The 18,702-nt window shown below is 75.0% G+C and carries 13 protein-coding genes; 8 read left to right on the top strand and 5 right to left on the bottom strand.

The annotated features are described in order from the left end of the window. Nucleotides 1-60 precede the first annotated feature (60 nt). Together ABD993_RS24645 and ABD993_RS24640 are read left to right on the top strand one after the other, a co-directional pair. Nucleotides 61-684 (top strand): biliverdin-producing heme oxygenase, encoded by a 624-nt coding sequence (locus ABD993_RS24645; RefSeq protein ID WP_345423048.1) that lies wholly within the window; start codon nucleotides 61-63, stop codon nucleotides 682-684. Between the two features lie 22 nt (nucleotides 685-706). After that, nucleotides 707-1,273, top strand: coding sequence for a histidine phosphatase family protein (locus tag ABD993_RS24640; protein WP_345423045.1), 567 nt, complete (start codon nucleotides 707-709; stop codon nucleotides 1,271-1,273). Between the two features lie 330 nt (nucleotides 1,274-1,603). Here ABD993_RS24640 and ABD993_RS24635 read toward each other — a convergent pair whose 3' ends face one another. Next, nucleotides 1,604-2,551, bottom strand: coding sequence for a helix-turn-helix transcriptional regulator (locus ABD993_RS24635; protein WP_345423042.1), 948 nt, complete (start codon nucleotides 2,549-2,551; stop codon nucleotides 1,604-1,606). A gap of 96 nt (nucleotides 2,552-2,647) precedes the next feature. On the opposite strand from ABD993_RS24635, the gene ABD993_RS24630 reads away from it, so the two are divergent. From ABD993_RS24630 to pruA, 4 genes are all read left to right on the top strand, one after another. After that, nucleotides 2,648-3,046 carry a VOC family protein gene (locus tag ABD993_RS24630; protein WP_345423039.1) on the top strand — a complete coding sequence of 133 codons (399 nt, stop codon included), beginning with the start codon at nucleotides 2,648-2,650 and terminating at the stop codon, nucleotides 3,044-3,046. Nucleotides 3,047-3,050: 4 nt separating this feature from the next. After that, entirely contained in the window at nucleotides 3,051-4,364 is a 1,314-nt protein-coding gene (locus ABD993_RS24625; protein WP_345423036.1) for an NAD(P)/FAD-dependent oxidoreductase, read from the top strand. Nucleotides 4,365-4,458: 94 nt separating this feature from the next. Continuing rightward, complete coding sequence (locus tag ABD993_RS24620; RefSeq protein ID WP_345423033.1) at nucleotides 4,459-5,370, top strand: proline dehydrogenase family protein; 912 nt, start codon at nucleotides 4,459-4,461, stop codon at nucleotides 5,368-5,370. Beyond that, the gene (gene pruA / locus ABD993_RS24615; protein WP_345423030.1) at nucleotides 5,370-6,992 is read left to right on the top strand and encodes an L-glutamate gamma-semialdehyde dehydrogenase; all 1,623 of its coding nucleotides are present in this window, start codon (nucleotides 5,370-5,372) and stop codon (nucleotides 6,990-6,992) included. The genes ABD993_RS24620 and pruA overlap by 1 nt, the downstream gene beginning before the upstream one ends. 120 nt (nucleotides 6,993-7,112) lie before the next feature. Here pruA and ABD993_RS24610 read toward each other — a convergent pair whose 3' ends face one another. Further along, entirely contained in the window at nucleotides 7,113-8,192 is a 1,080-nt protein-coding gene (locus ABD993_RS24610; protein WP_345423027.1) for an alpha/beta hydrolase fold domain-containing protein, read from the bottom strand. A gap of 170 nt (nucleotides 8,193-8,362) precedes the next feature. On the opposite strand from ABD993_RS24610, the gene ABD993_RS24605 reads away from it, so the two are divergent. Further along, the gene (locus tag ABD993_RS24605) at nucleotides 8,363-9,727 is read left to right on the top strand and encodes an FAD-binding oxidoreductase (RefSeq protein ID WP_345423024.1); all 1,365 of its coding nucleotides are present in this window, start codon (nucleotides 8,363-8,365) and stop codon (nucleotides 9,725-9,727) included. A 1-nt stretch (nucleotide 9,728) separates the two neighbouring features. Then, nucleotides 9,729-13,034, top strand: a complete 3,306-nt coding sequence (locus ABD993_RS24600; RefSeq protein WP_345423021.1) for an ATP-binding protein — start codon at nucleotides 9,729-9,731, stop codon at nucleotides 13,032-13,034. Between the two features lie 24 nt (nucleotides 13,035-13,058). Here ABD993_RS24600 and ABD993_RS24595 read toward each other — a convergent pair whose 3' ends face one another. The 3 genes from ABD993_RS24595 to ABD993_RS24585 all read right to left on the bottom strand — a co-directional run bounded on the left by ABD993_RS24595 (nucleotide 13,059) and on the right by ABD993_RS24585 (nucleotide 18,616). Then, a complete protein-coding gene (locus ABD993_RS24595; RefSeq protein WP_425569127.1) occupies nucleotides 13,059-15,077 on the bottom strand; it encodes an ABC transporter ATP-binding protein in 2,019 nt (672 codons plus the stop codon). Continuing rightward, on the bottom strand, nucleotides 15,074-16,807 hold the full coding sequence (locus ABD993_RS24590) for an ABC transporter ATP-binding protein (protein WP_345423018.1): 1,734 nt from the start codon (nucleotides 16,805-16,807) through the stop codon (nucleotides 15,074-15,076). Before ABD993_RS24590 ends, ABD993_RS24595 begins: the two co-directional genes overlap by 4 nt. Nucleotides 16,808-16,939: 132 nt before the next feature. Further along, complete coding sequence (locus ABD993_RS24585; RefSeq protein ID WP_345423016.1) at nucleotides 16,940-18,616, bottom strand: sensor histidine kinase; 1,677 nt, start codon at nucleotides 18,614-18,616, stop codon at nucleotides 16,940-16,942. Nucleotides 18,617-18,702 lie beyond the last annotated feature (86 nt).

Below are 18,702 nucleotides of genomic sequence, written 5' to 3'. Positions count from 1 at the left end.
CCTTGCCCGGCAGCGTGCTCTAGGCTCTATCTGACACGTCGTCAGAAAGAGGGGGTCGCGGTGGCTCTGTCCAGTGCACTGCGGGAGGCCACCATGGCCGTCCACGAGCGCGCGCACCACTCGACCTACATGGCGGCCCTGCTGGACGGACGGCTCCCGCTCGAGGCCTACACGCTCCTCGCCGAGCAGTACCTGGGCGTCTACGGGGCGCTGGAGGCGAAGGCCACCGAGCTCGCGGACCATCCCGCCGCCGGGCCCTTCGTGATCGACGAGCTGCGCCGGATGCCTGCCCTCGTCGCGGACGTCGAGGCACTCGGCGGGTCGGTCAGCGCGCCCCGGCTGCTACCGGAGACCGAGGTCTACGTGGAGCGGCTGCGCGCCGCGGACGCGCCGCGGTTCGTCGCCCACCACTACACGCGCTACCTCGGCGACCTGGCCGGCGGCCAGATCATCGGCACGCTGCTCGCGAGAACCTACGGCGTCACCGGTGCGGGCGCGTTGTTCTACGACTTCTCCGCTCTCGGCAGCCCCTCGAGGTTCCGGGCGCGCTACCGGGCGCTGCTCGACTCCGCGCCGTGGGACGAGATCGAGCAGCGCCGGGTGTGCGACGAGGCCGTGCGCGCCTTCGAGCTCAACATCGCCCTGCTGGACGGCATGGCCGCGACCACCCGGGCCGCCGCCTGACCCCCTGGTCCAGACTGCACCGGTGCGTGTGACCCTGCTGGCCCACGGACCCACCTCGGCGGTGCGCCGAGCCGGGTTCCCGTCGGACGAGCCGCTGGACGCCGACCTCGTCCCGCCGACGCTGCCCCGCTACGACGAGGTGCGCTGCGCCCCGTCGGCCCGGTGCAGGCAGACGGCGGCGGCGCTGGACCTGCCCGCGGCGGACGATCCCGCGCTCGCCGGGCTGGACCACGGGAGCTGGGCGGGCCGCACGCTGGACGACGTCGCGGCCACCGACCCGGACGGGCTGACCCGCTGGCTCACCGACCCCGACGCGACCCCGCACGGGGGTGAGTCGATGGCGGAGTTCGTGTCCCGGATCGGCGGCTGGCTGCGCGGTCTGCCCGTCCGCCCCCGGGGCATCCTCGCGGTGGTCGACCCGGCCGTGGTGCGGGCCGGGATCGCCCACGCCCTCGGTGCCCCGGCCACGGCGGTGTGGCGGGTGGACGTCGACCCGCTGTCGGTCGCGGTGCTGGTGGGCGAGGCGGGCCGCTGGAACCTGCGGTCCCTGCGGACCGGCACCTCCCGCGGCAACGGCGCCCCGCCCTGAGCCCCGTCCCCAGCCCTGTCCCGCGTTCCGGTGATGAACCAGGACCTCATGCCTCGGTCACGAGGTGGGGCCCCTCCGCATTCCTTGCGGACCGTCCGGTCGAGGATGCCCAGGGTCGCGCGCAGCGAGGGCTCGGAGATGATCGGGAAGATCCCCTCGGCCCGCCACTCCGGGTGGATGTCCGACCAGTCGTAGTACTGCGTGACCAGCGTGCCCTCCGCGGCGGGCTCCAGCCGGTAGCCGTAGACGTGGCCGATCTGCGGGCGGCCGTGATGGTGCGGGACACCTCGATGCGCTCGCTCATGTGAGCGGACCCTGCCACCGCCGCGGTCACCCCGCCCCCCGACCGTACTTGTGGGCGAGGCGGGCGCCCAGCTCCGCGAGCGCCGTGCGGACCCGCGGTGGACCCTCGACCTCGACGTGGTCGGCCCAGCCCGCCAGCTGTTCGGCCAGTGCCTGGTCGGACTGGGCCGTGATGCGCAGCCGGGTCCCGTCCTCCTCGCCGACCTCGCCGACCTCGCCGACCTCGCAGTGTCGGCCGAAGTGGCTGCGCAGCACCGGGACCAGGCGCGCGGGGCAGGTCACCGTCGCGGCCGCGGCGGAGCGGTGCCGCTCCATCGCTTCGACGGTCTCCCGCCACGCCCGCGCGAGGGAGAGCTCGGCCGGGCGCTCGGCCGCCAGGTCCGTCCGCTCGACGTCCGTGGCCCGGTCCACGCGGAACGTGCGCCTGCCGTCCGGTGTCCCGGCGATGAGGTACCAGGTCTCGGCCTTGTCCACGAGCCCCCACGGGTCCACGAGCCGGTCCCGCCCGCCGTAGCCGAACCGGACCTTGCGCCGCCGCACCACGGCCTCGGCCAGCAGGTCCACCGCCGGATCCCGGGCCGTCCCCCGCGAGCCCCACGGCGCCGGGTCGACGAGCACGGCGTCCGCCGCGGCCGCCGCCTCCGCCCGGAAGGTCTCGGGCAGCGCTCCGACGAGCTTGCGCAGCGCCGACCGCAGCTCAGCGCCGTCCCCGGCGCCCGGGCCCGCCAGCAGGAACAGGGCGCGGGCCTCCCCCGCCGTCAGGCCGGTGAGGTCGGTGCGCGCGCCGCCCACGAGCGACCAGCCCCCGCCCTTGCCGGGCTGCGGGTACACGGGGACGCCCGCGGCGGACAGCGCCTCCAGGTCCCGGCGGGCGGTCGCCACCGAGACCTCCAGCTCGGCCGCGACCTGCCCGGCGGTCACGCGGCCGCGGGCCTGCATCAGCACCAGGATCGCGACGAGTCGGTCGGCACGCATGCCCCGATCCTCGCAGCAGAAGTGCGCAGAGGATGAGCACTTACCTTCGCCATGCTGTCCGGGACACCGACGAGAGGGACCGACATGCTCCGCGCGATGGCCACGAACAACTTCTTCGCCGCCGACCTCGACGCCGCCCGCGACTGGTACACGCGGCTGTTCGGGACAGAGCCCTACTTCGTCCGCGAGGGCGGGTACCTGGAGTGGCGACTCGGGCCCCGTCAGGACGAGTTCGGGATCGTGCAGGCGGCCTGGGCGCCGCACCCGGTCGGCACGCCGGCGGGCTCGATCCTGTTCTGGGCCGTCGAGGACGTCGCCGCCGCGCTGAAGGCGCTGGTCGAGCTGGGTGCGACCCAGCATATCCCGGTCACCGAGCGCGGCCCGGGCTTCGTCACGGCCGCCGTGGTGGACCCGTTCGGGAACGTGCTCGGGATCATGGAGAACGTGCACGTCGAGCGGGACCTCGCGGGGAGGGGCGCGGGCCGGCAGGGTTGATCGCATGCCCCGACGCTCCCCGGTCCCCCCGCCCGGCACCGACCTCCCGCACGTGGTCGTGATCGGGGCGGGGTTCGCGGGCCACACCGCGGCGAAGGGGCTCCTGCGCAGGCTCCGCGGCCGCGCCCGGATCACCGTGATCGACCAGCTCGACCACTTCCTGTACCTGCCGCTGCTGCCCGAGGTCGCCGTCGGGACCCTCGAGGCGCGGCGGATCGCGGTGCCGCTCGCGCGGACCCTCGGGGGCGCGGAGATCGTGCTCGGCGAGGTCTCGGCGGTGGACATCGACACCCGCACGGTCACCTGGCGGAACCCGGAGGGCGGCACCGGCTCCACGACCTACGACCGGCTCGTGCTGTCCGTCGGGAGCGTGAACAAGCTGCTCCCGGTGCCCGGGGTGGCCGAGCACGCGCACGGCTTCCGCGGCCTGCCCGAGGCGATCTACCTGCGCGACCACCTGATCCGGCAGATCGAGCTGGCCGCCACGGCCACCGATCCGGCGGAGCGGGCGGCCCGCTGCACCTTCGTCACGGTGGGCGCGGGGTACACCGGCACCGAGCTCGCGGCGCAGGCGGCGACCTTCACCGCCGACCTCGCCGCCCGCTACCCCTCGCTGCGGGACACCCCCGTGCGCTGGCTGCTGCTCGACCTCGCCGACCGAGTGCTGCCCGAGCTGGACCCGCGGCTGTCCCGCACCGCCGACCGGGTGCTGCGCGAACGCGGCGTCGAGGTGCGCACGAAGCAGTCCGTGAAGGAGGCACGCGAGGACGACGTCCTGCTCACCACCGGCGAGGAGATCGCCACGCACACCCTGGCCTGGTGCGTCGGGGTCCGGCCGGACCCGCTCGTCGACATGGTGGGGCTGGCCACCGACCACGGCAGGCTCGTCGTGCGGACGGACCTGAGCGTGCCCGGCCACCCCGAGATCGTCGCCTGCGGGGACGCCGCCGCCGTCCCGGACGTGACCCGGCCAGGCTCCCCCACCGCCATGACCGCCCAGCACGCCACCCGGCAGGGTGCGCTCGCCGCCCGGAACATCGCGGCCGCGCTGGGCGTGGGCACGCCGCGCGAGTACGAGCACCACGACCTCGGGTTCGTGGTGGAGCTGGGCGGTACGGACGCCGCCGCGAACCCCCTCGGGATCCCGCTCTCCGGGCTCGCCGCCACCGCCGTGACCAGGGGCTATCACCTGATCTCGATGCCGGGCAACCGGATCCGCGTCGCCGTCGACTGGTTGCTGGACGCGATCCTGCCGCGCACGGGCGTGCAGCTGGGCACCATCCGGGGTGTCCACGTGCCCCTGGAGACTGCTCCGTGATTGTCCCGTGACTGCTCCGTGACCGCTCCGTGACGCCCTGCGTCCGGGCCGGTTCGGGGGAATCCTGGGGGTACCGCACCGGGAGGAGCCGCTCGTGTACAGCTCGACCGTCCTCGCCCTCAGCCGCCGCCCCCTCGTCCGCAGGCTGGTGACGGCCTCCGCCACCCGCGGCGTCGTCGACCGCTTCGTCGCGGGCTCCACCCTGGACGACGCCCTCGCCGTCACCGCCGACCTGGTGGCCGACGGCAGGCTGGTCACCCTCGACCATCTCGGCGAGCACACCACCGACGCCGCGCAGGCCGCCGCGAACCGGGACGCCTACATCGCACTGCTGGACCGGCTCGGGCCGCTCGGCGAGTACGCCGAGGTGTCGGTGAAGCTCTCCGCACTGGGCGCCGCGCTACCCCGATCCACCGCGCCGGGCACGCTCGCCCTCGACAACGCCGCCGCGATCTGCGCGGCCGCCGCCCGCGCGGGCACCACGGTGACGGTGGACATGGAGGACAGCGCCACCGTGGACGCGACGCTGGAGATCGTCGGGAAGCTGCGGGTCGACCACCCGTCGGTGGGGGCGGTGCTGCAGTCCGCGCTGCGCCGCACCGAGGCGGACTGTCGTGATCTCGCGGGCGGTCGGGTCCGACTGGTCAAGGGCGCCTACGCCGAGCCGCCGTCGGTCGCCTACCGGTCCCGGTCCGAGGTGGACGCGTCCTACGAGCGCTGTCTGGACGTCCTGCTCGCCGGGGACGGCTACCCCATGATCGGCACGCACGACCCGCGGATGATCGACCGCGGGCTCGCCGCCGGACGCCCGGCGGGGACCTTCGAGTTCCAGATGCTCTACGGCGTCCGGGCCGACGAGCAGCGCAGGCTCGCCGCGGCCGGACACCGGATGCGCGTCTACGTCCCCTACGGCGCCGACTGGTACGGCTACTTCGCCCGCCGGCTCGCCGAGCGCCCCGCCAACCTCGGCTTCCTGCTCCGTTCCCTGGTGATGAGGAGTTCCTGATGGATGCGGTGACCACCGTCCCCGAGCCGGCGAACGAGCCGGTGCACACCTACGCCCCCGGGTCCGCCGAGCGGGCCTCGCTGGAGGCGGCCGTCGCCGCGGTCCGCGGCTCCTCACCCGAGCTGCCCTGCACGATCGGCGGGGTCCGCCGGATGGCCGCGGGCAAGCGGTTCGAGGTCCGCGAGCCGCACCGGCACTCGTCGGTCATCGGGGTGTCGGCCAACGCCACCGACGCCGACGTCGCGGACGCCGTCACGGCCGCGACGCAGGCCGCCCGCGGCTGGGCCGAGCTGCCGTTCGACGAGCGCGCCGCCGTGTTCCTGCGCGCCGCGGACCTGCTCGCCGGGCCCTGGCGGGACCGGATCAACGCCACCACCATGCTCGGCCAGTCCAAGTCGGTCCAGCAGGCCGAGATCGACGCGGCCTGCGAGCTGATCGACTTCCTGCGGTTCAACGTCCACTACGCCCGCCGCGTCCTCGCCGAGCAGCCGCGCAGCGTCCCCGGCGAGTGGAACCGGATGGACTGGCGCCCGCTGGACGGGTTCGTCGTGGCGATCACCCCGTTCAACTTCACCGCCATCGCGGGGAACCTGCCCACCGCGCCCGCGCTGATGGGGAACACGGTCGTCTGGAAGCCCACGCCGACCCAGCAGCTCGCGGCGCAGGTCACGATGGAGGTCCTCGAGGCCGCAGGCTTGCCGCCGGGCGTCGTCAACCTGGTCACCGGGGACGGGCTGGCCGTCTCCCGGGTCGCACTCACCGACCCCGACTTCGCAGGCCTGCACTTCACCGGCTCCACCGCGACCTTCAAGACCCTCTGGCGCACCGTCGCCGAGAACCTGGACCGCTACCGCGCCTACCCGCGGATCGTCGGCGAGACCGGGGGGAAGGACTTCGTGGTGGTGCACGAGTCCGCCGACCCCGCGCCGCTGACGACCGCGCTGGTCCGCGGGGCCTTCGAGTACCAGGGCCAGAAGTGCTCGGCCGCCTCCCGCGCCTACGTCCCCCGCGCGCTCTGGCCCGCGCTGCGAGACGAGCTCGCCGCCGCCACCGCGGCCCTGACCTACGGCGACGTCGCCGACCTGCGGAACTTCGGCGGTGCGCTGATCGACTCCCGGGCGCACGCCCGGGTCACCCGCGCGCTGGACCGCGCGAAGAACACCGCGTCGCTGGAGGTCCTCACCGGTGGCGGCACCTCCGCGGACGACGGCTGGTTCGTCGAGCCGACCGTCCTCGTCGGCACCGACCCGGCGGACGAGGTCTTCACGACGGAGTACTTCGGCCCGGTCCTGGCCGTCCACGTCTACGACGGGTCCTGGGAGGACACCCTGCGGCTCGTCGACGGCACCAGCCCCTACGCCCTGACCGGCGCGGTCTTCGCCACCGACCGCACCGCGATCGAGGCGGCGCACCGCGAGCTGCGCCACGCCGCGGGCAACTTCTACGTCAACGACCGCCCCACCGGCTCGATCGTCTCCCGCCAGCCCTTCGGCGGCTCCCGCGCCTCGGGCACCAACGACAAGGCGGGCTCGATCCTCAACGTCCAACGCTGGACCAGCCCGAGAGCGATCAAGGAGACCCTGGTCCCACCCCTCGACCACACCTATCCCCACATGGCCTGACCGTCCGACCCGGGCGGCGGGAGCGGGGGACTCGCGGACCGCTCTCCGCGAGTCCCCCACTCTCGACACGCGTGTCCGACACCCGGGCGCCCGTGTCGAGCCCCTGCTCTCCCACCGACGCTAGCCCAGTGACCTCGCGAAGCCGGTCACGTCCCGCACCGCCTCGGCGTAAACGTCCGGCATGGCCGTCCGGAACAGGAGCTCGCCGACGTGGCAGAGGCCGAGGTTGACCTTGCCGATCGACGGCACGCCCGCCGCGAGCAGCAGCCGGTGGTAGGCCAGGCCCTCGTCCCGCAGGGGGTCCAGCTCGTTGGCCGAGATCACGTGCGGCGGGAGGCCGGTGACGTCCGGCACGCCGGCGCGGGCGGGCCAGCACGTCGGGTCGGCGGCGTGGCGGCCCTCGGGGTCGTAGACCTCCGCGAGCAGGGGGAACAGCGCCCGGTCCAGCCAGTACTTGTCGTTCTCCCAGAGCGAGTGCAGCTCGGCGGGCGGCTTCTCCCACTCGCCCAGGATGTACGGGCACTGGGCGTACACGCCCGCGATCTCCTCCACCCAGCCCTCGCGGCGGGCCTTGATCGGCAGCGCGAGCGCCAGGTTGGCGCCACCGGAGTCCCCGGTGACCACGACGTGCGTCCCGCCCAGCTCCGCCAGGTGGGCGTGGACCCAGCGCAGCGCGAGGGCGCAGTCGTCCAGCCCGGCCGGGAACGGGTGGGGGCCGCGGCTGCCGCCGCCGTTGCGGTACTCCACCCCGACGACGACGGTGCCGGCCGCCGCGAGCTCGTCGCGCCAGTGCGCGTAGAGCGGCCCCTCGGCGGACAGCATGACCATCCCGCCGCCGTGCACCTGGTAGATCAGCGGGAGCGGGCCGTCGACCCCGTCGGGCCGGTGGACGTGCAGGGTGATCTCGTGCCCGCCGTCGCCGGTGATCGTCCGCACCTCGCGGCGGACCCCCTCGACCGGCGCCCACCCGTCGGACAGGACGGTGAACAGCCCCTCGAACCCGACCTCGGTCGCCGCCACGAACTCCAGCAACGCCTCCCGGCCCGCGTCACGCCTCAGCGGCGCGGGCGCGGGGTGGTCCAGCGCCCCCAACGCCCCGAACACGGCGACCATGCGCGGATCGGCACGGGGGTCCGTGCCGAGCGTCCGGGCGGGGTCACCGATCCTGCCTGCGGGAACGTGCGGGGCGGTCGTGGTCATGCGGTGCCTCCTCGTCGAGAGCGTGATGCAACCGAATCAGCAGGAGCATGACCGGGGTCACACCCCGCGGTCAACGCCGACCTGCCCCTTCCGCGAGGGCCGCAAGGCGCCGCCAAGGCCCCGCCAAGCCGGGCACGACACGGTGCGGTCCCCGACCCAGGAGGACCCCCGTGACCACCCTGCCCAGCCCCGTCTCCCCGCTCGACGACCTCGCGGGCGCGCTGCGCGGCAGGCTGCTGCGCCCCGGCGACGCCGGGTACGCCGAGCTCGCCGCACCCTGGAACGTCGCGTTCCGGGACCCCGGGCCGGTCGCCGTCGTCGAGGCGCTCGACGCCGCGGACGTCGCCGCCGCGGTCCGCTGTGCCACCGCGCACGGTCTCCAGGTCGCCGTGCAGGCCACCGGGCACGGCGCGACCGGCACCGCGCCCGGCACGATCCTGGTCCACACCGGACGGATGACCGAGCTCGCGATCACCGACGGCCTGGTCCGCGCGGGCGCAGGCGTCCGCTGGACCGACGTCCTCGCCGCGACCCCCGACGGGCTCGCCGGACTGACCGGCTCCGCCCCGGGCGTCGGCGTCGTCGGCTACCTGACCGGCGGCGGCCACGGCCCGCTCGTGCGGACCTTCGGGGTGGCCTCCGACCAGGTGACGGCGTTCGAGGTGGTGACCGGGGACGGCGCCGTCCGGCGGGCCACCGCGACCGACAACCCGGCCCTGTTCTGGGGCCTGCGGGGCGGGAAGGGGGCGCTCGGGATCGTCACCGCGGTCGAGTTCGCGCTGGTCGGGCTGCCGTCGCTGCTCGCGGGATGCCTGTGGTTCGACGGCGCGGCGGCGGCGTCGGTCCTGCACCGCTGGCGGGAGTGGACCGCCACCCTGCCCGAGCAGGCGACCAGCTCCGTCGCGGTCGTCCGGCTGCCTCCGGAGGCCGGGCCGCTGGGCGGACGGGTCTCCGTCGCCGTCCGGTACGCCTGGGTGGGGGATCCCGACGCCGGGCGGCGCGCGCTCGACGAGGCCGGGTTCCCGGTCCCGGTGCTCGGCGGCGTCGGCCCGCTGCCGTACGCGCAGATCGGGTCGGTGCACGCCGATCCCGTCGACCCGATGCCGGTGCACGAGGTGAGCACGCTGCTCGCCGCGCTGCCCGCCGAGGCGGTCGACGCGGTGCTCGCCGCCGCCGGACCGGCCGCGGAGTGCCCGCAGATCGTCGTCGAGATCCGCCAGCTCGGCGGGGCCGCGGCCCGGCCCGGCGAGGCGAGCGCCGTCGGACACCGGGACGCCGCCTACTGCCTGTCCGCCATCGGGATCGCCGCCCCGCCCACCCGTCCGCACGGCCGGGCGCTGCTGGCCGCCGTCGCGCCGTGGTCGACCGGCGGGCGGCTGCCGAACTTCGCCGCGTCCGCCGATCCCGCGGAGGTGGCCCGCGCCTACGACCCCATGACGTTGAGCCGTCTCTCCACTCTGGTCGCGACCTACGACCCGCACGGTGTGATCGCCGCCGCCGCGCCGGTGCGGGCGGCCGTCATGCAGGATCGGTGACGTGTCGATCGAGTACCGACTGCTGGGGTCGCTGGAGGCGGTCCGGGAGGGCGTGCCCGTCGACCTCGGCGGGCCGAAGCAGCGCGCGGTGCTGGCCGTGCTCGCCCTCGACGCGGGGCGCGTCGTCCCCGCGGACGCCATCGTCGAGGCCGTGTGGGAGGCGGGTCGTCCGCCCAGCGTGACGGCGGGCCTGCAGGCCTACGTCTCCAACCTGCGCCGGGTGCTGCGCGAGGGGCAGGCGGCTCCGATCGTGCGGCGCCCGCCCGGCTACGTGCTCGACGTCCCCGCCGACCGTACGGACGTCGCCCGCTTCCGGTCGGGCGCGGGCGCCGCCCGGGCCGCCGTCGGCGCCCGGGACTGGAAGGGCGCGGTGGTCGCCGCGGACGCCGCGCTGGCCCTGTGGCGCGGCCCGCTGCTGCCCGAGCTGGCGGACGCCGAGTGGGTCCGGGTCGCCGCCGCGGAGCTCGACGAGCGGCGGGTCGAGTGCGGGGAGGACCTCGTCACGGGCCTGCTGGGCACCGGGGAGACCGCCCGGGCCGTCGAGCGGGCGCGGGAGCTGCAGGCCGCGCACCCGCTGCGGGAGCGGTCGTGTCGGCTGCACGTCGTCGCGCTGTACCGGGCGGGCCGCACGGGCGAGGCGCTCGACGCCCACCGCGCCCACGTCCGCGCCCTCGCCGACGAGCTCGGCCTCGAGCCCTCCCCCGCGCTGCGGGCGCTGCAGACGGCGGTGCTGAACCAGGACCCGGAGCTCGCCGACTGGCCGGGCGCCCCCGGCGACGCGGCCACGCCGGTGGCGGCGGCGCCGACGTCGGACCTGGTGGGCCGGGTCCGCGAGCTCGCCACGCTCCGCGCCGCGCTCGGCGCGGGCGGCTGGCTGGTGCTCACCGGCCCCGCGGGGATCGGCAAGACCCGGCTGGCCGAGGAGGTCGCGGCCGACGCGGTGCGCGTCGCCTGCCCGGACGACGACGGCGTCCCGCCCTGGTGGCCCGTCCGCAGGCTCGTGCGGGCCCTCGGCGCCGATCCCGCGGAGGTCCTCAGCCCGCCGCCCGGCGTCGAGGCGGACGACGCCCGCTACGCCGTGTACGAGCAGGTCGAGGCGCTGCTCGCCTGCCGGGTCGTGCTGGTGGACGACGTGCAGTGGGCCGATCCCGCGAGCCTCGGGCTGTTCACCCACCTCGCCGCCGGGTCCGCGATCCTGGTGCTGACCGTGCGGGACGGCGTCGGGGGGCCGGACCTCGACCGGCTGCTCACCGCCGCGGCCCGCAGGCCGGGCACCCGCCAGCTCGCGCTGCCGCCGCTGGGGGCCGTCGAGGTCGCGGAGCTCGCGTCCCGGATCGGCGGCGAGCCCCTCGGCGAGGCGGAGGCCCGCGAGCTGACCGACCGCACCGGGGGCAACCCGTTCTTCGTCGGCGAGTACGCGCGGCTGCCCCGCGAGGAGCGGCTCGCGGGCGAGGTCCCGGTGGCCGTGCGGACCGTGCTCGGGCGCAGGCTCGGCGGGCTCGATCCCGCGGTGCTGCAGGTGGTCCGGGCCGCGGCGGTGTTGGGCGACCCGCTGGACGTCGAGCTGCTCCGCGCGGTCACCCGGCTCGACCGGGCCGAGCTCGAGGACCTGCTGGACGAGGCCGCGGACGAGCGGATCATCGTGGCCCGGGACGGCGAGCCGCTGGTCGGTTCCGCACGCTCCGCCTCGGTCTACCAGTTCGCCCACGGGCTGCTGCGGGAGGAGCTCGTCGCCGGGATGTCGGACGTCCGGCGACGCCGGGTGCACGCGAGTGCGGCGGAGGCGCTGGCGGGCGGGTCCCGGCTGTCCCAGCGCGCCGCGCACCTCGTGGCGGCGCTGCCGCTGGTGGACGCCGCGGAGGCCCTCGCGGCCTGCCGCGCCGCCGCCGAGGACGCCGACTCCCGGTGGGACGCGGACTCCGCGGCGCGCTGGTGGGGTGCGGCGCTGGAGGTGTTCGCGCAGCTCGGCGGGTCGGACGCCGCGCGGGACGAGCTGTTGGTCGCCCGGCTCAACGCGCTGGCGAGGGCCGGCCGGGGCCAGACGGTGCTCGACGTCGTCGACGCCGCCCTGCTGGACGCCGTCCGCGCCGGTCGCACCCGTTCCGCCGGACTGCTGGCGGGCACCCTCCTGCGGACCGCGGGTGCGTGGCCCTGGCCGACCTACGGCGAGGATGCGGGTCCGCTGGTGGCCCGGCTCGCCGGCGTCGAGCGGCTGGTGGCGGCGGACCCGCCCGCGCACGCGCGGGTGCTGGCGGCACTCGCGATCGGGAGCTGCTACGACCTCGACGAGTCCGTGCCGGACGTGCTGTCCGCCCGCGCGATCGAGGTGGCCGAGCGGTCCGGGGACCCCGAGGCGCTGTCCGACGCCCTGCTCGGCCGCGCGCTCACCTACTCCGGCGTGGCGGGCCGGGCGGCGGAGTCGCTCAGGCTGCTGGAACGGCAGGCGGAGCTGCGGGCGGGGCCGCCCGCGGACACCGTCGTGCGGCAGGGCCTGCTGGCCATGGCCCGGCTGACGCTCGGGGACGCCGCGGCGGCCGGGGCGCACGTCCGCGAGGGGATCGCGGACGCGGACGTGCTCCGCCTGCCCGTCGAGCGCGCCCAGCTGCGGTGGGCGGACGCCATGCTGACGCACTGGCAGGGCGATCTCGCCGCCGCCGAGGCGCGCTACGAGCACGCGTACGCGCTGCACCGGCGGACCGAGCTCTACCAGTCCGGGGTGTACTCGCTCGCCATGCTGACGCTGCGCTGGGACCAGGGCAGGCTGGACGAGCTCGCGAGCCTGCCGGGCGTGACCACGGCCCCGCCGCCCGCGGCCGACGCGAGTGTCGTCCCGCTGCTCTGCGCGGGCCTGGCCGTGGGTCTCGGCGACCGCCACCTCGCCGCGCAGTGGATCGCCACCGAGCTCGCCCGCCGCGAGCCCACGGGCTGGATCACCCACGGCCGCTACACCGCCCTCGCCCACCTGGTCGCCGACCAGGGCCTGCGCGAGCACGCCGCCGCCGTGCTGGCGGTGCTCACGCCGTGGGCAGGGCTGCTGGGCACGGTCGGGGTGGTGGGTGTGGTCGGCCCGGTCGGCCTCGCCGTCGCCCGGCTGCACCTGCTGCTCGACGACCGGGACGCCGCCCGCCACCACCTCGCGGTCGCGACCGCACTGGCCGAGCGCGCGGGCGGCCTCCCCTCGGTCCTGCGCTGCCGCCTCCTGGCCCTGCAGCTCGACCCCGACCCGGCCGCGGCCCGGACCCTGGCGTCGGAGGCCGCGGACCTGGGCCTCCGAGGTGTCGCCCGGGAGGCCGCGGCCCTGGGGTGAGTCCCGGTCCCCGGCGGCGGAGCGCTACTCCTCGCGGGCCGCCGCGAACTGGGCGGTGTAGAGGCGGTGGTAGGCGCCGTCGGCGCGCAGCAGCTCCTCGTGGGTGCCCTGCTCCACGATCGCCCCCGCCTCCATGACCAGGATCAGGTCGGCGTCCCGGATGGTGGAGAGGCGGTGGGCGATCACGAAGCTGGTGCGGTCGCTGCGCAGGGCGGCCATGGCCCGCTGCACCAGCACCTCGGTGCGGGTGTCCACGGAGGAGGTGGCCTCGTCGAGGATCAGCAGCGACGGATCGGCGAGGAAGGCCCGCGCGATCGTGATCAGCTGCTTCTCCCCCGCGCTGACGCCGGTGCCCTCCTCGTCGATCACCGTGTCGTAGCCGAGCGGCAGGGACCGCACGAACCGGTCCACATAGGTCGCGCGGGCCGCCGCCAGGATCTCCTCCTCCGACGCGCCCGGCCGCCCGTAGGCGATGTTGGCCCGGATCGTGCCGTGGAAGAGCCAGGTGTCCTGCAGGACCATGCCGATGCCCGAGCGCAGGTCGGCGCGGGTCATGGCGGTGGTGTCCACGCCGTCGAGGGTGATCCGGCCGCCGTCCAGCTCGTAGAACCGCATGATCAGGTTGACCAGGGTGGTCTTACCCGCGCCCGTGGGGCCGACGATGGCGACGGTCTGGCCGGGCTCGGCGACCAGCGACAGGTCGTCGATCAGCGGGTGGTCCGGCATGTACCGGAACGACACGTGCTCGAACGCGACTCGGCCGCGGCGCGTGGAGCGCACGACGGGCTGGACCGGGTCGGGGGTCTCGGGCTCCGCGTCGAGCAGGTCGAACACCCGCTCGGCCGAGGCGACCCCGGACTGCAGCAGGTTCGCCATCGACGCCGCCTGGGTCAGCGGCTGGGTGAACTGCCGGGAGTACTGGATGAAGGCCTGGACGTCGCCGAGGCTCATCGTGCCCGACGCCACCCGCAGCCCGCCGATCACCGCGACCAGCACGTAGTTGATGTTCCCGATGAACATCATCGACGGCATGATGATCCCGGACACGAACTGCGCCCGGAAGCTCGCCTGGTAGAGCGCCTCGTTCTTCTCGTCGAACGCGGTCTCGACCTCGTGACGGCGGCCGAACACCCGCACCAGCTCGTGCCCGGTGAACGCCTCCTCGATGTGCCCGTTGAGCACACCGGTGTTGCGCCACTGCGCCACGAACTGCTTCTGCGAGCGCTTGGCGATGGTCTGGGTGACCCACAGCGACACCGGGATCGTCACCAGCGCGACCACCGACAGCAGCGGTGAGATCACGAACATCATGATCAGCACGCCGACGATCGTGAGCAGCGAGGTGAGCAGCTGCGACATCGTCTGCTGCAGGGTCTGCTGGACGTTGTCGATGTCGTTGGTGACCCGGCTGAGCACCTCGCCGCGCTGGCGGGTGTCGAAGTACCGCAGCGGCAGCCGGTTGATCGTCTCCTCGACCTCGCGGCGCAGCTGGAACACGGTGCGCTGGACGATGCCGTTGAGCAGGTAGCCCTGCAGGTACCCGAACACGGAACCGCCGAGGTAGATCGCGATCACGCCGAGCAGCACCAGGCCGAGCGCCCGGAAGTCGATCCCCTGCCCGGGCACGACGCCCTGGGACTCGATCAGCGTGGCGACGGTGTCGTTCCCGGCGGCGCGGGCCGCCTCGATCGCCTGCTGCGCGGTCAGCCCGGCGGGCAGCTGCGCGCCGATGATCCCGGCGAAGATGAGGTCCGTGGCGTGGCCGAGGATCTTCGGCCCGACGACCATCAGCGCCACGCTCACCACGCCGAGCGCGATCACCGCGACGACCCCGACCCGCTCGGGCGCCAGCCGCCGGACCAGCCGCTTCGCCGACGGCCCGAACGACTCGGGCTTCTCGACGGGCTGCCCCGCCCCGGCCCAGGGCGGACCGCCGCCCCGGCGCTGCGCGGCCGCCCCCCGTGCGGCGGAGACGGTGTCCGCGTCCTGCTTGGGCCCCTGCGTGGTGGGCCGCGCCGAGGGTTCGCTCGCCAGCTCGCTCACGCAGCCTCCTCCACGCTCAGCTGGGACTCGACGATCTCGACGTAGGTCGGGCAGTGCTCCAGCAGCTCGTCGTGCGTGCCGGACCCGACGACGGCACCGTCCTCCAGCACGACGATCCGGTCCGCGGCGCGGATCGTGGAGACCCGCTGGGCCACGATCACCACGGTGGACCCGGCCGTGACCGGTCTCAGCGCCGCCCGCAACCGCGCGTCCGTGGTGAGGTCGAGGGCGGAGAACGAGTCGTCGAACAGGTAGATCTCGGGCCGCTTGACCAGGGCGCGGGCGATCGCCAGCCGCTGCCGCTGGCCGCCGGAGACGTTCGTGCCGCCCTGCGAGATCGGCGAGTCGAGACCCTCCGGCATGGCACGCACGAAGTCCGCGGCCTGGGCGATCTCCAGCGCCGCCCACAGGTCGGCGTCCGTGGCGGCGGGGTCGCCGTAGCGCAGGTTGCTCGCGACGGTCCCGGAGAACAGGTAAGGCTTCTGCGGGATCAGCCCGATCCGCCGCCAGAGGTCCTCGGGGTCCAGCTCGCGGACGTCCACGCCGTCCACCAGGACGGCGCCGCCGGTCGCGTCGAACAGCCGGGGGACCATGGAGACCAGGGTGGTCTTGCCCGAGCCGGTGGAGCCGATGATCGCGGTGGTCTCCCCGGGGTGGGCGACGAAGGAGACGTGGCGCAGCACCGGCGAGGCGGCGCCCGGGTAGCTGAAGGTCGTGTCCCGGAACTCCAGCAGGCCGCGGCGCGGCGGGGACTCCCGCGGCACCTCGGGCGGCGCCACCGACGACTCGGTGTCCAGCACCTCGGAGATCCGCTCGGCACACACCGACGCGCGCGGGATCATGATCGCCATGAAGGTGGCCATCATGACCGCCATCAGGATCTGGAGCAGGTAGGCGAGGAACGCGGTGAGCGCGCCGATCTGCATCTCGCCCGCGTCGATGCGCATGGCGCCGAACCACAGCACGGCCACGCTGGACACGTTGAGCACCAGCATGACGATCGGGAAGATCAACGCCTGCAGCCTGCCCGCGGCCGTGGCGACCGCGGTGACGTCGGCGTTCGCCACGCCGAACCGGGCCGTCTCCTCCGGCTCCCTGACGAACGCGCGCACCACCCGGATGCCGGTGATCTGCTCGCGCAGGATCCGGTTCACCGCGTCGATGCGGGTCTGCATGAGCCGGAACTTCGGGACCATCCGGACGATGACCAGCCCGATGCTGATCGCCAGCACCGGCACGGACACCCCGACCAGCCAGGACAGCCCGACGTCCTCCTGCAGCGCCATGATCACGCCGCCGACGCACATGATCGGCGCGGTGACCATCATCGTGGCGCTCATCTGCACGAGCATCTGGACCTGCTGGACGTCGTTCGTACCGCGCGTGATCAGCGAGGGCGCGCCGAAGAGGTTGACCTCGCGCACCGAGAACTCGCCGACCCGGTGGAACAGTGCGCCGCGCAGGTCCCGGCCGAAGCCCATCGCCGTGCGCGAGCCGACGTACACGGCCGCGACGGAGCACACGATCTGCACCAGCGAGACGACCAGCATCCAGCCGCCGGTGGACAGGATGTAGCCCGTGTCCCCCCGCGCGATTCCGCGGTCGATGATCTGCGCGTTCAGGCTCGGCAGGTACAGCGCGGCCATGGTGCCGACCAGCTGCAGCGCGACGATCGCGAGCAGCGGCCGGGAGTACGGGCCGAGGTGGAGACGCAACAGGCGCAACAGCATCCGGACCCCTGTCGCCGATGTGGTGGGACGTCGACTCTAGTCGCCGTCGAGACCGGCCCCCGACCGGCTGCGTGCAGGGCGCAACGGTACCGGGGGGCGCGAGCGTGGCCCACCGAATTCCGGCCGCCCCGCCTACAGCGGCACCCGCCAGCTCAGCCGCGTCCCGCCCTCCGGGCGCCGGTCGACCTCCAGGGCTCCGTGGCACTCCGCGGCCCGGTCGGCGAGGTTGTGCAGGCCGCTGCGGGCCACGCCCTCCGGGATGCCGACGCCGTCGTCCACCACCTCGAGCAGCAGCTCCGCCGGGCCGAGGTCCAGGGTGACCGTGACGGACCCCGCGTGCCCGTGCCGCACCGCGTTGGCCACGGCCTCGCGCGCCACCGCGGCCACGTGGGCCGCGAGCTCGGGCGGCACGACGGTGTCCACCGGGCCCGCGGTGCGCACGGAGGTGCGGACTCCCTCCCCCGCCTCGGTGACGGCGTCGAGCAGCCTGCGCCGCACCCCGTCGCCGCCCTCGGTCTGCAGGTCGAAGATGGAGGTGCGGATCTCGCGGACGGTGCGGTCGAGGTCGTCGACGGCCTGGGAGATGCGCTCGCGGACCCGGGGACCGCCGTCCAGCTTGAGCGAGCTCTGCAGCCGCAGGCCGGTGGCGAACAGCCGCTGGATGACGTGGTCGTGCAGGTCCCTGGCGATCCGGTCGCGGTCGGCGAGCACCACCAGCTGGCGTTGCGCGCGGTTGCGTTCGCCCAGCTCCAGGGCCAGCGCGACCTGCTGGGCGAAGGAGTCCAGCAGGGGGACCTCGTCCGGGCGGAAGGCGGGCGCCCCCGCCCCGCGGAGCCCGACGATCACCCCGATGACCCGCTCCGCCGCCCGCAGCGGCACCGCCACGGTGGGGCCGAACCCGTCCAGCGGCGGATCGAGAGTCGCGGCGAGGACGGCGCTGCGGCTCCCCGCGACCTCGCGCAGCAGCCCGTCGAGCTCGGGGTCCGAGTCCAACCCGATCCGGGCGCCGATGCGGAACCGCCCCTCGGCCTCCGGTCCCAGCGCGACGACCGTGGCGACCGAGCGACTCAGCTCCTGGGTGCGCTGGGCGAGCAGGGCGAGGACGTCCGGCTCGGCGGCGTCGGCGAGGACCGCCGAGCGGACCTCGCCGAGTGCCTCCAGCCAGAGCTGGCGCAGCCGGGTCTGCTCGAACAGGTCCGCGTTCTGCACGGCGATCCCGGCGGCCGCGGCGAGGGCCTGGACCATGACCTCGTCGTCCGCGGTGAACTCGCCGCCGCCGCGCTTCTCGGTGAGGTAGAGGTTGCCGTAGACGGCGTCCCGCACCCGGATCGGGACGCCGAGGAAGCTGTGCATCTCCGGGTGCCCCGGCGGGACGCCGACGGACGCCGCGTGCGACTCCAGGTCCGCCATCCGCAGCGGCTCGGGCTGCACGATGAGCTGCCCGATCAGACCCTTGCCCTCGGGGGGGTGACCCAGCAGCCCGGCGCGGGTGCGCGCGTCCAGCCCGACGTCGATGAAGCGGGCCAGCGACCCGTCCGGCGCGAGCACACCGAGGCCGCCGTAGCGGGCGTCGACGAGGTCGACGGCCGCCTGCACGATCCGCTCCAGCGTGGTCTCCAGCTCGATGCCGGAGGCGACGGCGAGCACCGCGTCGAGCAGGCCCTGGACCCGGTCGCGCGCCTGCCGCATCTCACCCAGCCGCTCCTGGACCTCGTCCAGCAGCTGGTCCAGGCGCAGGCCGGACAGCATCGCCCCCGGCCCCTCGTCCTGCACCATCCGGCCACCGTCGCACGCGGGGTCGGTGGTCACAAGCGGCTGCTCGGGCCCGTCGTCCGGCTCCCCCGACGACACCGCGGATGACGACACCGCGGATGACGACACCGCGGATGACGACA

It is taken from the genome of Pseudonocardia xishanensis, from assembly GCF_039541715.1.
GTDB classification, from domain to species: Bacteria; Actinomycetota; Actinomycetes; order Mycobacteriales; family Pseudonocardiaceae; genus Pseudonocardia; species Pseudonocardia xishanensis.
The sequence above is the reverse complement of the archived record's forward strand: the minus strand, read 5'-3'. Positions and strand labels throughout refer to the sequence as shown.

Bases quoted from the DNA above. Each gene is read 5' to 3' on its own strand.
- ABD993_RS24635 (WP_345423042.1), bottom strand. From the start codon at position 2,551: ATGCGTGCCGACCGACTCGTCGCGATCCTGGTGCTGATGCAGGCCCGC.
- ABD993_RS24630 (WP_345423039.1), top strand. From the start codon at position 2,648: ATGGCCACGAACAACTTCTTCGCCGCCGACCTCGACGCCGCCCGCGAC.
- ABD993_RS24625 (WP_345423036.1), top strand. From the start codon at position 3,051: ATGCCCCGACGCTCCCCGGTCCCCCCGCCCGGCACCGACCTCCCGCAC.
- pruA (WP_345423030.1), top strand. From the start codon at position 5,370: ATGGATGCGGTGACCACCGTCCCCGAGCCGGCGAACGAGCCGGTGCAC.
- ABD993_RS24610 (WP_345423027.1), bottom strand. From the start codon at position 8,192: ATGACCACGACCGCCCCGCACGTTCCCGCAGGCAGGATCGGTGACCCC.
- ABD993_RS24590 (WP_345423018.1), bottom strand. From the start codon at position 16,807: ATGCTGTTGCGCCTGTTGCGTCTCCACCTCGGCCCGTACTCCCGGCCG.